This window comes from Alphaproteobacteria bacterium (assembly GCA_005883305.1).
In the GTDB taxonomy this organism is placed as follows: domain Bacteria; phylum Pseudomonadota; class Alphaproteobacteria; order Sphingomonadales; family Sphingomonadaceae; genus Allosphingosinicella.
Genome location: VBAC01000001.1, coordinates 2,384,955 through 2,397,341, shown reverse-complemented (window position 1 = coordinate 2,397,341; position 12,387 = coordinate 2,384,955). Strand labels below are relative to the sequence as shown.

The following is a 12,387-nucleotide window of genomic DNA, read 5'->3' as shown; positions in this document are numbered from 1 at the left end:
TGTCGTCCATCGCGCCGGCCGATAGACGGTCCCCATGCGGATCGGAATACTGACCGGCGGCGGCGACGTGCCAGGGCTCAACGCCTGCATCCGTTCGGTCGTGCTTTCGGCCGACGCGCTCGGCTGGGAGGTGACCGGCTTCCGGCGCGGCTGGGAAGGCGTGATGAAGCTCGATCCCGCCGACCCCGAAAGCCTCGCCGCTCACACGACCGCACTGACCCGCGAGGCGGTGCGCGGAATCGACCGCGCCGGCGGCACCATCCTCCACACCTCGCGCCGCGACCCGCGCACCGAGGCGGGCGGCGACCGCACCGGAGACGTTCTCTCGGTGCTCTCCCGTCTCGGCATCGACGCGATGATCACGCTCGGCGGCGATGGGACCTTGCGCTTCTCGGCCCACCTGGCGGCGCAGGGCGTGAAGGTCATCTCCATCCCCAAGACGATGGACAACGACGTCTTCGGCACCGATTATTGCATCGGCTTCTCGACCGCCGTCAGCCGCTCGGTCGAGGCGATCAACGCGCTCCGCACCACGGTTGAAAGCCACGAACGGATCGGAGTGGTCGAATTGTTCGGCCGGCGCAGCGGCGAGACGGCCTTGCTGGCAGGCTTCCTCGCCCAGGTCGACCGGACGGTGATCGCCGAGGTGCCGGCGGATCTCGGCGTCCTGCTGCCGCTGCTCGCCGAGGACAAGGCGTCGAACCCGCATCATTATGCGATGTGCGTCATCTCCGAAGGCGCTCGGATCGCCGGCGACGATGGCGGCGACGGCGACATCGCCAAGCCGGCCGCCCAGCGCGCCGACGCGGGCGTCGGCCAGCGGCTCGGACTCGCGATCCGCGAGAGACTCGGCGACGGCGTGGTCGTCCAGGAGCTCGCCTACCTGATGCGCTCGGGCGAGCCGGACGCAATGGACCGCATGGTCGGCTTCGCCTTCGGCGGCCTCGCCGTCCAGCTGCTCGATCGCGGCGAGGGCGGGCGGATGGTGACACTGTCCGACGGCAAATACGATCACGTGCCGATCGACACCTTACTTCACGGCACCAAGTCGGTCGACGTCAGCGCGCTCTACGATCGCGAAGCCTATCGCGCCCGCCTGATGCGGGTCGAGGGCATGCCGATGTTCCTCTACTGAGGGCGTTGCTTGGGCGGGAAACCGCTGCTAGAGGCCCCGCTCCTACCGGCCCGGGGCGTCCCCGGGATGCATGACGTGCGGTCGTGGCGGAACTGGTAGACGCGCAGCGTTGAGGTCGCTGTGGCCGAAAGGCCGTGGAAGTTCGAGTCTTCTCGACCGCACCAGTTTCGGCATCGCCGAGACTCCCAAGCGAAGCGCCGGGTCGTTGCTAATCCCGAGCGATGAGCGCAATCCTCCCTGAGGGGGGGGCCATTCATGACCGACGATCCATCGCCGCAAGCCGGCCGCGCGCTCGGTTTCTGGCTGGCCCTCGCGCTCATCGTCGGCAATTTCATCGGCTCGGGCATCTTCCTGCTGCCGGCGCAACTCGCGCCTTATGGCTGGAACGGCTTCTTCGGCTGGGTCGTGACCATCGCCGGCGCCCTTTGCCTCGCCTACGTCTTCGGCCGCCTCGCACGCGCAATGCCGCTCGCGCCGGGGCCTTTCGCCTATGTCGAGCGCGCGTTCGGGGCTCTGCCCGCCTTCGTCGTCACCTGGAGCTACTGGATCTCGATCATCGTCGGCAACGCCGCGCTCGGCGCCGCGGCGGTCAGTTATCTTTCGCTGTTCGCGCCGGGCCTGGCGGGCGTGCCCGGCGCCGGCGCCCTTGCCGCGATCTCGATCGTCTGGGCACTGACCGCCGCCAATTGCGTCAGCGTGCGCGCCGGCGGCGGAATCCAGACGGTGACGGTCCTCGCCAAGCTGGTGCCGCTGATCGTGGTGATCGCGGTCACTCTGATCATCCTAGCCGAAGGGCGCCAGGACGCCGCCCCGGCTTTGCGCGGGAGCGACCTCAGCTTGGGCTCGATCAGCGCCGCCGCGACTTTGACTCTCTGGGCGCTGCTCGGCGTCGAATGCGCGTCGGTCGCGGCGCGCAACGTCCGCGATCCCGGCCGCAACATTCCGCGCGCGACGATGATCGGCACACTCGTCGTCGGGCTCATCTACATCAGCGTCTCGTCGGCGGTGGCGATGCTCCTGCCGCAAGGCGAGGTCGCCCAGTCGAACGCGCCGATCGCACTCTTCGTCAGCTATTATTGGAGCGACGGCCTCGCACTCTTCGTCGGCCTGTTCGCGGCGGTGAGCTGCATCGGCGCGCTCAACGGCTTCATCATGCTCCAGGGCGAGATGCCGCTGCTGATGGCGCGAAGCGGCGGCTTTCCCGCCTGGTTCTCGCGAACGACCAGTGACGGCATTCCGGTTCGCGCGCACATCCTGTCGAGCCTGTGCACATCGCTGCTGCTCGCCGCCAATTACAGCAGCTCGCTGGCCGAGCTGTTCCAGTTCATGATCCTGCTCTCCACCTCGTCGACCCTGGTGCTCTACCTCGCCTGCTCGCTGACCGCGCTCCGCCTTCAGCAGGTTCGGGCCATTCCCTTCTCGGGCACATTGGCGCTGATCGCCCTGCTCGGCGCGGTCTATTCGGTCTGGACCCTGGCCGGCGCCGGAAAGGACGCGCTGAAGTGGGGCGCGGTGCTGCTCGTCGTCGGCGGCGCGATCTACGCGATCATGCGACTCACGCGTCCCAGCGAGCCGGCGGCGACTGCTCCCGAGTCTCCGGGATCAGCCGCCTGAGCTTGCCCGCGAAGCTGCGCAGGCAGACCTCGCTCCGCCCCAGCGGCCCGGGCGTGTAGCTGGCGCTCTCCATGCCCTGCTGGACCCGGCGGATGAGCGCCGTGTCCTCGGCGTTCACCCGCCGGTTGATCCGCCAGTTCAGGTAGCGCGCCGCCTTCATCTCGCGGCGCCACTGTTCGGGAATTTTGGCGTCCGGCAACGCATAGCTGATCTCGCGGATCAGGGTTTCGGTCGGCCCGACCGGCACGAAGTGCATGAAATCGACCTGGTCCGGATAGATGTCGATCGCGACGTTGGGCCACAGCTTGTAGTAAAGCCAGCGCCTGTCCGCGCCAGGCAGGAACGCCTGATAGGCGCGCTCGGAAAGGTTGGCAGAGGGCTTTTCGGCGAGGTCGCCCGACATGCGGTCCACATGCTCGCCTGCCTCGATCCGGTAGTCGCCGCCGAACAGCCGGGTTAGCCCGGGATGGGCGACCGTGATGTGCAGACCGTCCGAATAATTGTCGGCGACGTTCTTCCAGTTGACGTCGCGCGAGCGCAAGGTGATCCGTCCGATCGCCTCGAGCTCCTCAAGGCGATAGGGCGCGGCCTCCTCCTCGTATGGCGCCATCATCGCCGCAACGCTCGGCCCGCCGCCCTCGAGCCGGACGAAGAGGAAGCCGTGCCAGCTCTCCATCTCGACAGGGTGGAGTCCGAGCGCCGCCGGATCAAGCGCCGGATAATCCTCGCGCATCGGCACGCCGACCAGCCGCCCGTCGATGGCGTAGGTCCAGGCGTGATAGGGACAGGTCAGCCGCTTCGCGCAGCCGGCTTCGCCGTCGAGGAGGCGCGAGCCGCGATGGCGGCAGACATTGGCGAAGGCGCGAACCTGCCCGTCCTGCCCGCGGATCGCGATCACGCTTTCGCCCAGAAGCTCCAATGTGCGCCAGTCCCCGGCTTCGGGAATGTCGTTCGCATGGCAGACGATCTGCCACGAAGGCCGGATCAGCCGCGCCATCTCGACCCGGAAATAGTCGGCGTCGTGATAGACCCAGCCCGGCAGGCTCATATCGTCGAGCGTATCGGGCTCTGGATGAAGGAGGCGCACGATCTCGGACATGGCGCGGGCCTAGCACAGCCGGGCCCGAAAGTCCCCGTGGCCCGATTGACCGCGGCGGCGGGCGGCTCCACATTCCTATCATGGAAAAGATGGACCTCCCCGAAGAGGAATGGCGCAAGCGCCTGTCGCCCGAGCAATATCGCGTGCTCCGCGAAGGGGGGACGGAACGGGCCTTCGCCGGCCTCCTGTGGGACAATCACGAGAAGGGCGGGTATCGCTGCGCGGCCTGTGGGGAGATGTTGTTCAACAGCGACACCAAGTTCGACAGCGGCAGCGGCTGGCCGAGCTTCACCGGCCCCGAGGCCCGGGACAAAGTGACTTTGCACCAGGATACCGCCCACGGAATGGTCCGCACCGAGGTGCGCTGCGCCAAATGCGGCGGGCATCTCGGCCACGTCTTTCCCGATGGCCCGGGTCCGGAGGGCCTGCGCTACTGCATCAACTCGGCCGCTCTGGATTTCGAGAAGCGGGACGAGGCGAAGTAAGCCGCGGTTAAGGCCCTAAGGCTTCTGCTTGCCGCCATGACTCGCCGACTCTATCCCTGACCGTCGATGGCATCTGCCCCTCCCCAGCGCTCCCGCTTCCGGCGCATCGTCGTCACCGGCCTGAAGGTCGCGGCCTATGGCCTGGTGGTGGCGCTGATCGCGCTCGCAGTGGCGGTCGCGGTCGCGGTCAGCCAGCTGCCGAGCTATGCCGAGCTGACCCGTCGCGACAATCTCGGCCAGATGGTGCGCGTTCGCGCGGCCAACGGGGCGATCATCCAGTCGATGGGGCCGGTGTTCGGCGAATGGCTTGCCTTCGACCGAATCCCCCCGGTGATGCGCGACGCGATGGTCGCGGTCGAGGACCGGCGCTTCCGAAGCCATGTCGGAGTCGATCCGATCGGCATCGTCCGAGCGTTCATGATCCGATTCCAGCAGGGACGCTGGCGGCAGGGCGGATCGACCATCACCCAGCAGCTCGCCCGAAACATCTTCCTCAACAACGACCGCAGCTTCGCGCGCAAGCTTCGCGAGGCGATCCTCGCCATGGCGCTGGAGTGGCGCTTCTCGAAGGACCAGATCCTCGAGCTCTACCTCAACCGCGTCTATTTCGGCGGCGGCGCCTACGGCATCGATGCCGCCTCGCGTCGCTTCTTCGGCCACAGCGCGACCGAAATGAGCGTCGCCGAGGCGGCGATCGTCTCCGGCCTCGTCAAGGCGCCCTCCAACTATTCGCCGACGGCCGACCGCGAGGCGGCGCGCGGGCGCGCTTCGGTGTCGCTCGACCTGATGGTGCAGAACGGGACGATCACTCCGGCCGAGGCGGCCGACGCCCACCCGGAGGACGTCCAGTTCGTCCAAACCGTCGAGCGCCAGGACGAGATGCGCTACTTCACCGACTGGGTGCTGCCGCAGCTCGACACGCTGATCGACGAGAGCATCGCACCGCTCGACGTATGGACCACGCTCGATCCGAACATGCAGCGCACGGCGATGGCGACGATCAACGCCAACGCTCCGGAGGGCGCGCAGGGCGCCCTGGTCTCGCTCGACCGGGACGGGGCGGTGCGCGCGATGGTCGGCGGCCGCGACTATGTCCATTCGAGCTACAACCGCGCGACCCAGGCGATCCGCCAGCCCGGCTCCTCGTTCAAGCTGTTCGTCTACATGACCGCGATCGAAGCCGGCTTCCGGCCGGACACGATCGTCCACGACGATCCGATCACCATCAACGGCTGGACCCCGCGCAACGACAATGGCCGCCATGTCGGCCCCGTGCCGATGCGCGTCGCCTTCGCTTATTCGATCAACACCGTGGCGGTCCGCCTCGCCCAGGAAGTGGGCACGCGCGCGGTCGCCGACATGGCCCAGCGCTTCGGAATCACCAGCCGGATCGATACCAACCCGAGCATGGCGCTCGGCTCCTCGGCCGTGCGGCTGATCGACATGGCCCGAGCCTACGCCTCGGTCGCCCGAGGGGGCGTGGCGGTGACTCCCTACGGCATTCGGCGGGTAACGACCGCCGACGGCACCTTGCTCTACCAGCATCAGGACGATCAATCGCGCGTGCTGGTGGCGCCATGGGTCGCGGCGCAGATGACCGACCTGCTCCAGGGCGTCGTCCTGCACGGCACCGGGCGCGCCGCCGATCTCGGCCGGCCGACGGCGGGCAAGACCGGGACCACGACCTCGAACAAGGACGGCTGGTTCATCGGCTTTTCAAGCGGTCTGACCACGGGCGTGTGGTTCGGCCGCGACGACAATCGCGCGCTCCCGGGCCTCGCCGGCGGGCGCAACCCGGCGCGCGCCTTCCACGATTTCATGATCCGCGCCGTCGCCCGGCGGCCGGTCGAGCCTTTCGCCACAGAGGCGGCGGCGCCCGACTGGCAGAGCGAGGGCGGCAACGAAATCTGGTACGCTCCCCCCGAGGACCAGCCTTTGGTCGATGCCGACGGCAACCCGGTGGAGGCCGCGCCTCCGCCGCCCGAGGAGGAGCCTGCGCCGGACGTGCCCGACGAAGCCGTTCGCCCGAAGGAGGAGCGGCCGGACCGGCTCGACCAGGAATGGCTCGACCGGGCGATCGACCGTCCCCGCCGCCCAGAGCCGCGCCCGCGCGAGCCTCGGCGGAGCGAGCCCCAGGACCGCCGCGAGCCTTACCTCACTTGATTCCGTAGCGGTGCAGGGCTGCGCCTTCGCGCCTCAGCCAGGCGCGGGCCGGCGCGGGATCGGCGCCGAGCAGCTCGGCGACCAAGGCGTGGAACGCAGCGCCATGGTTGAGGTGCACGCGGTGCGCCACTTCGTGCGCGACGGTCGCGCGGCGAACGAATTCGGGCGCGAGGATCAGCCGCCAGCTGTAGCGGATAGCGCCACCGGCAGAGCAGCTCCCCCAGCGCGACACCGGATCCCCCACCCCGACACGGGCCACGGTAACGCCCGCCAGATGGGCGAATTCGGCCGTTTCCCGCCCCAGCAGGTCGAGCGCGTGGCTCTTGAGCCAGCGGATCATTCTCCCCTGCACCCCTTCGATCGGCCCGCCGACGAGCAGCCGCCCTTCGCCGCGCTCTATCCGCCGCGGCCGCTCCGGATCCCAATCGATCCGGTGGGGCAGTCCGTAGAGCGGGACGATGCTTTCGGGAGCGAGCGGCACCGATTGCGGCACCGCCGCGAGCGCGCGCTCGACCCACTCGCGATGGCCCTCGGCCCAGGCCAGAGCGCGGCGATGGGACATGCGCGGGGGAACGGTCAGGGTCACGGCGCCGGTGCGCGGATCGACCCGCAGGCGCAGCCGCCGCGCGCGCGGCGATTCGCGCAGCACGAGCGGCGCGCCGCTGAGCGTCAGCTCAGAGCGGGCGGTCGACGAGGTGATGTTCGAGATCGCCCGCTTCATCTTCCGAAACCGTCCAGCCGCGTACCGACATGCCCGCCTCGTGCACCGTTTCCCGGCTGCCGCTGATCAGATGGTGCCACTCGTATAGCGGTTGGCCCTCCGCCCTCAGGCGGTAGGCGCAGGTCGAGGGCAGCCAGTCGATGCCGGCGACATTGCCGGCGTCGAGCCGGACGCAATCGGGGACGAAGGCGCGCCGAAGCCGGTAGTTGGAGCATCGGCAGCTGCGCCGGTCGAGCAACCGGCAGGCGACGTTGGTCGGCAGAAGCTCGCTGGTCTCCTCGTCCTCGAGCTTGTGGATGCAGCACTTGCCGCAGCCGTCGCAGAGCGCTTCCCACTCCGCCCGATCGAGGGCGCCCAGCGGCAATTCCCAGAAGCGCTCCCTCATCGCACCCAGCGCGCGAGCTCGGCGGCCACCCCGGCCGGCCCCTGGTCGTGAGGAATCATCGCGATCGGCTCGCCCTGCGGACCGTAGAGCACCATCATTCGCGTGTGATTGACCATATAGCCCCCGCCGGCGCCGGGCTCGCCCCGTTCGTAGAAGACCCGGTATCTGCGCGCCGCTTCCGCGATTTCCGCCTCGCTCCCGGTGAGTCCGATCAGCCGCGGGTGGAAATGGGCGACGAAGGCGCGAAGCACGGCGGGCGTGTCGCGCGCCGGATCGACGGTGATGAAGATCGGCTGGACCCTGGCCGCGCGCGCGGAGTCCTCCGCCTCGAACTGCCGGAGACCGGCGCCGACCACCTGCATGTCGACCGGGCAGACGTCGGGACAGAAGGTGTAGCCGAAATAGACCAGTCTATATTTGCCGGCGAAGGCCGAGTCCGAGACTCGCCTACCGTTCTGATCGGTGAGCGTGAACGGCCCGCCCATCGTCGCGCCCTGGAGCGGCGGCGCGGGCGGCGCCCCGGAGCAGCCTCCCAGCGCGAGCGCCATCGCGGCAAGCGGCAAGAGGAAGAGACGCAAGGGCATGCTTTCGTTCATGACAGGCTTAGCCGTGCTTTGCTAAGGTCCGCGCTCAAAGTCGAATGAAATCGGGGTTACGGACAATATGGACAGGACCAACGGGCTGCGGCTCGGCTTCGCCGTGCTGGCGCTGATCGCGGCGCCGCTGGCGGCCCAGGGCTTCTCGGAAGGCTATACCTTCCTCAAGGCGGTGCGCGAACGCGACGGCGCCACCACCGAACGGATCCTTTCCAATCCATCCTCGACTGCGGTCAACGCACGGGATTCGGGCAGCGGGGAGGGCGCGCTCCACATCCTCGTGCGCGGACGCGACCTCACCTGGCTCTCCTTCCTGCTCAGCCGGGGCGCCCGGCCGGACGCACCGAATAACGACGGCGCGACTCCGCTGATCCTCGCGGCGCAGATCGGCTGGACCGACGGCGCTCAGGAGCTGCTGGCGCGCGGCGCCAACGTGAATCTCGGCAACCGCCGCGGCGAGACTCCGCTGATCGTCGCCGCGCAGACTCGGGACGTCGCGATGGTGCGCCTGCTGCTCGCGGCTCGGGCCGATCCGAACCAGAGCGATCACGTGTCGGGCAATACGGCGATCGATTATGCCCGCCAGGATCCGCGCGCGGCGCAAGTGCTCCGCCTGCTCGAGCAATCCGCCGCCCAGCGCCGCCCGGCCAACGCCGCCGGGCCGACCCGCTAGAGTCGGCACTCGATTAGCCTGGGTGGTTTCATTTGATTGCAGAGTCATCCCGGCGAAAGCCGGGACCCATGAACGCGGCCTTCGATGTGAAGCGGGACCGCCGCCGCCAGCCATCGACCGCTTCGGTTCATGGGCCCCGGCTTTCGCCGGGGTGACTCCTGCATTGGCAGCGACACTTCGACTTTCTAATTGAGTCCGGACTCTAGTCGAGCCCCCCGAGCCCCGGATCGAGGCTTCCGGCCAGCCGCCGCGCGGCGCGACGGGCGAAGCGCAGGGTTTCGACCTTGCGGCGCGCGGCCGCGAGCGGGATGCAGGGCGCGGGTCGAATGACCTCGGCGTCGTAGCGGTCGGCCACGATCAGCCCTGCGCAATCAGGCCCATGGCAATCCCCGTCGAACGGCGTCAGGTCGAAACCGACCGGCACGGCCCAGAAGAAATAGTCGCAATAATCGAGATAGTCGGTCCATTTGCCGTCGCCGAGCAGATCGGCCCGCGACACCTTGATCTCGACGATCGTCAGCTTCCCGCCCGGATCGACCGCCATCATGTCCGCGCGCCGCCCATTGGGCAGCGGCACTTCGCACAAAGCATAGCTGTCGCCGCGGAAAAGCAGCCGGCCGACGCCTCGCGCGACGTCCCGCGCAATCAGCGGGGCGTCGGCGAAGCAGGACGAATCGGGCAGGCTGGCCATGCGCCAGCCTAGAATGAAACGGGAACGGTGAAAACCGGCTAGCGGTAGAAGATGTGATTTCCCACCGCGGCGACCCGGGTCAGGCGCCAGCCGGGATGAGCGCGGCGGGCGTGGAAGAACAGGGCGCGGGGTGCCCCGCCGTCGGCAAGGTCGCGCTGCGCGATCTCGGCGATCGCCACCGCGGTGCGCCAGTCGCGCGACGCTTGCGGAGCGGCGGGGATGTGGCCGCCGTGGACGAAGGAGAACTGGCCGCGCTGGCGCACGACTCCGCAGACGGTCGAGGCAAACCGGCCCGAATGGGAGCGGTTGATGATCACCTCGGCGACGGCCAGCTGGCCGGAGAGCGGCTCGCCCTTCGATTCCCAATAGACGGCGCGGGCGAGGCAATCGGTCTGCTCGTCCGAAGCGTCCGAGCTGGCGAGATCCTGAACGAGCTGGCTCAGGCTGCGGCCGTTCCGCTCGGAGGCCTGATCGTCGGATTCGTCCCCGGGGGTGGCTTGCGGAAAGGCAGGGGCTAGGGCGTGGGTAACGACCGGGGCCTGAGCTTCGAAGCCCCCTGCGGGGCGAGGCGAATCGGTCAGGTCGTTGAGGCCGAGATTCTGGGCCGTGAGACCGGCGCTCTGGTGAGCCGTATAAGCGACCGCCGGGGCGGTATCCGCCTGGGAGGCGATCGACGGGCCGGCAAGGCCGCCGGCGGCGCAAAATGTAAGGGCAGCCGCGGTCAATGCCGCAGCGCGGGAAAGGCGTCGCATTGGAACTCTGTTCTTTGCGGTGAGCGGATCGAACACGGTGGGTCACTCAACCACCGCTGATCGCCCCCCGTCTCGCGTGGCCGCCCAGCCCTTCACGTCAGGGAATGGGCGCCCCCCGCTCTACGCTCGAAGTGCTGGGGACGCCTTCGCCCGGCCGCGAAAAGGGGTCAACCTGAGTCGTTCATTTCAGCGGCGAACCGTTCGGCTGATGCGATATCCAGTTCCAAAATCCACAGGTCAGGATCCGATTTTTGGCGCCGCTGAAGGAACTTTTCGAATTCTTCTTCGTTTTCAACATCTTCGCGCGTGCACTGCCAGGCGTAGCCCCCGTTTGCGTGCATGACTCGCTCCAAAAAGCGCGCTTTTCTGCCCTTTTCGGCGAGAATAACGGCGATCGCCCCCGCAGTCGCATCGCCCTTTGCCAGCACCGCGCCGAATCCTCCGGACTGTTCCGCACGCCGCAACAGGGCGGATGCCAGAACGGAGCTCGCGAGGCGCGTCATCAGCCGGGCCGATAGCCTTCGAGGCTGCTGAGCGGAATGTGCGAGCGCATGAAGGTGCCCGTGCCGCGCGCAGCCTCCTCGCCGTCCGCAGAGACCAGCCGCGCCTCGCCGACGAACACCCGCCGCCGGCCGCTGACCCATCTACCTTCGGCGATCATCGGGCCGGGCTTGAGCGGGCGGGTGAAGACGAGGTTGAAGGCGGTCGTCAGGAGGAAGCGGTCGCTGACCATCGAATTGCAGGCGTAGAAGGCGGCGTCGTCCATCATCTTGAAGTAGAGCGTGCCGTGCGCGGCCCCCGCGGCGTGATTGGTGTCCGGGGCGACGTCGAAGCGGATGCGCGCGAAGCCCGCCTCGACGATCTCGATCTCGGACTGGAACAGGCGGTTGATCGCCGCGTGCCGGTAGAGCGATTCGAGCGCTCGGAAATGCGCGGGTGCACCCGCCTCAGGCGGCATCGCGGGCTTCGACGCCGGCGAGAAGAGCGAAGATCGCGTCCCTCGAGCGCGCGCCGCGCAGCTTGGCGACCGTCGCCCGGTCGCGGAACACGCGGCTGACCGAGGCCAGCGCCTTTAGATGGTCGGCGCCGGCGTCGGCCGGCGACAGCAGGAGGAAGACGAGGTCGACCGGCAGCCCGTCGACCGCCTGGAAATCGATCGGCGGAGTCAGCCGCGCGAAATAGCCGAACACCTTGGCGAGCCCTTCGATCTTGCCGTGCGGGATGGCGGTGCCGGCGCCGAAGCCGGTCGAGCCGAGCTTCTCGCGCGCGTTCAGGGCGGCGACGATCTGCTTGGCCGGAACGCCGAGCTGCCGGGCCGCCGCGGCGCCGAGCTGCTGGAGCAGGGCCTTCTTGTTGGCGACCACGAGATCGGCGTCGATCGCCTGGATGGATATCAGATCGGAAAGGTCGGTCATCGTCTCGTGCACCGGTGGGGGAGCCGGCGGCCCCCTTTTGAAGGAATGGATATAGGAACGGGTCCGCTAGGCGCCAGCCCGCGCGGGTTCGACCCAGCCGATCGTGCCGTCGCCGCGGCGATAGACCATGTTGTAGGCGCCCGTCCCGCCGTTGCGGAACAGGAGCGCGTTGGTGTTCCTGAGATCGAGCAGCATCACCGCGTCCGAGACGCTCGCCGTGGGAATATCGACCTTCGTCTCGGCGATTACCGGCGGATTGTCCGCCGGCTCCTCCTCCTCCGGAGGCGGCGCGAAGACCGTATAGCCCGCGTCGGGCTCGGTCTCGGCATGGGCGCTCTGCGCGTGGCGATCCTTCAGCCGCCGCTTGTAACGGCGCAGCTGTGTCTCGATTCGGTCTGCCGCGAGCTCGAAGGCGACCGGCGCGAGCGCTCCGGCGCCCGAGCCCTTGAGAACGACGCCCTGGGGAACGTGAGCGACGATGTCGCAGGTGAAGCTGTGGTCGTAGGGGCCCCGGCCGAAGGTGACCTGGGCGGAGATGGCGCGCGAGAAAAACTTCTCGGCGAGGGCCTGCAGCCGTTCATCGACCTGCGCGCGCAGTGATTCGCCCGTGTCGATCTGATGACCCGAGACCCGGATGTCCATCTCGCTCTCCGATGTG

Annotated in this window: 15 protein-coding genes and 1 tRNA gene; 6 read left to right on the top strand and 10 right to left on the bottom strand. The window is 68.4% G+C overall.

Features of this window, described 5'->3' with window-relative positions:
- The first annotated feature begins 34 nt into the window (after positions 1 to 34).
- The 3 genes from E6G92_11955 (at position 35) to E6G92_11945 (ending at position 2,749) form a co-directional block, all read left to right on the top strand.
- Positions 35 to 1,135, top strand: coding sequence for an ATP-dependent 6-phosphofructokinase (locus tag E6G92_11955; protein ID TMJ20422.1), 1,101 nt, complete (start codon positions 35 to 37; stop codon positions 1,133 to 1,135).
- A gap of 77 nt (positions 1,136 to 1,212) precedes the next feature.
- Positions 1,213 to 1,299: transfer RNA gene (locus tag E6G92_11950), tRNA-Leu, on the top strand.
- 91 nt (positions 1,300 to 1,390) lie between these two features.
- Entirely contained in the window at positions 1,391 to 2,749 is a 1,359-nt protein-coding gene (locus E6G92_11945; GenBank protein TMJ20421.1) for an amino acid permease, read from the top strand.
- Here E6G92_11945 and E6G92_11940 read toward each other — a convergent pair.
- Positions 2,691 to 3,848, bottom strand: a complete 1,158-nt coding sequence (locus E6G92_11940) for an aromatic ring-hydroxylating dioxygenase subunit alpha (protein TMJ20420.1) — start codon at positions 3,846 to 3,848, stop codon at positions 2,691 to 2,693. The genes E6G92_11945 and E6G92_11940 overlap by 59 nt on opposite strands.
- 80 nt (positions 3,849 to 3,928) lie before the next feature.
- Here E6G92_11940 and msrB point away from each other — a divergent pair, with 80 nt between their 5' ends.
- Positions 3,929 to 4,333 (top strand): peptide-methionine (R)-S-oxide reductase MsrB, encoded by a 405-nt coding sequence (gene msrB / locus E6G92_11935; GenBank protein TMJ20419.1) that lies wholly within the window; start codon positions 3,929 to 3,931, stop codon positions 4,331 to 4,333.
- Between the two features lie 66 nt (positions 4,334 to 4,399).
- Positions 4,400 to 6,496 (top strand): PBP1A family penicillin-binding protein, encoded by a 2,097-nt coding sequence (locus tag E6G92_11930; protein ID TMJ20418.1) that lies wholly within the window; start codon positions 4,400 to 4,402, stop codon positions 6,494 to 6,496.
- Here E6G92_11930 and E6G92_11925 read toward each other — a convergent pair.
- The 3 genes from E6G92_11925 to E6G92_11915 are packed head-to-tail and all read right to left on the bottom strand — an operon-like array spanning position 6,489 to position 8,198.
- Positions 6,489 to 7,217 (bottom strand): M48 family metallopeptidase, encoded by a 729-nt coding sequence (locus tag E6G92_11925; protein TMJ20417.1) that lies wholly within the window; start codon positions 7,215 to 7,217, stop codon positions 6,489 to 6,491. The two genes, E6G92_11930 and E6G92_11925, sit on opposite strands and share 8 nt — an antisense overlap.
- On the bottom strand, positions 7,171 to 7,602 hold the full coding sequence (locus tag E6G92_11920) for a YcgN family cysteine cluster protein (GenBank protein TMJ20416.1): 432 nt from the start codon (positions 7,600 to 7,602) through the stop codon (positions 7,171 to 7,173). Before E6G92_11920 ends, E6G92_11925 begins: the two co-directional genes overlap by 47 nt.
- Positions 7,599 to 8,198 carry an SCO family protein gene (locus tag E6G92_11915; GenBank protein TMJ20415.1) on the bottom strand — a complete coding sequence of 200 codons (600 nt, stop codon included), beginning with the start codon at positions 8,196 to 8,198 and terminating at the stop codon, positions 7,599 to 7,601. Before E6G92_11915 ends, E6G92_11920 begins: the two co-directional genes overlap by 4 nt.
- A 67-nt stretch (positions 8,199 to 8,265) precedes the next feature.
- On the opposite strand from E6G92_11915, the gene E6G92_11910 reads away from it, so the two are divergent.
- Complete coding sequence (locus tag E6G92_11910; GenBank protein TMJ20414.1) at positions 8,266 to 8,871, top strand: ankyrin repeat domain-containing protein; 606 nt, start codon at positions 8,266 to 8,268, stop codon at positions 8,869 to 8,871.
- A 202-nt stretch (positions 8,872 to 9,073) separates the two neighbouring features.
- Here E6G92_11910 and E6G92_11905 read toward each other — a convergent pair whose 3' ends face one another.
- From E6G92_11905 to raiA, 6 genes are all read right to left on the bottom strand, one after another.
- Positions 9,074 to 9,562, bottom strand: a complete 489-nt coding sequence (locus tag E6G92_11905; GenBank protein TMJ20413.1) for an MmcB family DNA repair protein — start codon at positions 9,560 to 9,562, stop codon at positions 9,074 to 9,076.
- Positions 9,563 to 9,600: 38 nt separating this feature from the next.
- Complete coding sequence (locus tag E6G92_11900; GenBank protein ID TMJ20412.1) at positions 9,601 to 10,314, bottom strand: cell wall hydrolase; 714 nt, start codon at positions 10,312 to 10,314, stop codon at positions 9,601 to 9,603.
- 167 nt (positions 10,315 to 10,481) lie between these two features.
- A complete protein-coding gene (locus E6G92_11895; GenBank protein ID TMJ20814.1) occupies positions 10,482 to 10,820 on the bottom strand; it encodes a DUF1491 family protein in 339 nt (112 codons plus the stop codon).
- Positions 10,817 to 11,272: a PaaI family thioesterase gene (locus E6G92_11890; GenBank protein TMJ20411.1), complete on the bottom strand. Its 456-nt coding sequence runs from the start codon at positions 11,270 to 11,272 to the stop codon at positions 10,817 to 10,819. Before E6G92_11890 ends, E6G92_11895 begins: the two co-directional genes overlap by 4 nt.
- Positions 11,262 to 11,729, bottom strand: a complete 468-nt coding sequence (locus tag E6G92_11885; protein TMJ20410.1) for a PTS lactose transporter subunit IIC — start codon at positions 11,727 to 11,729, stop codon at positions 11,262 to 11,264. Before E6G92_11885 ends, E6G92_11890 begins: the two co-directional genes overlap by 11 nt.
- A 66-nt stretch (positions 11,730 to 11,795) precedes the next feature.
- Complete coding sequence (gene raiA / locus E6G92_11880) at positions 11,796 to 12,371, bottom strand: ribosome-associated translation inhibitor RaiA (GenBank protein TMJ20409.1); 576 nt, start codon at positions 12,369 to 12,371, stop codon at positions 11,796 to 11,798.
- Positions 12,372 to 12,387 lie beyond the last annotated feature (16 nt).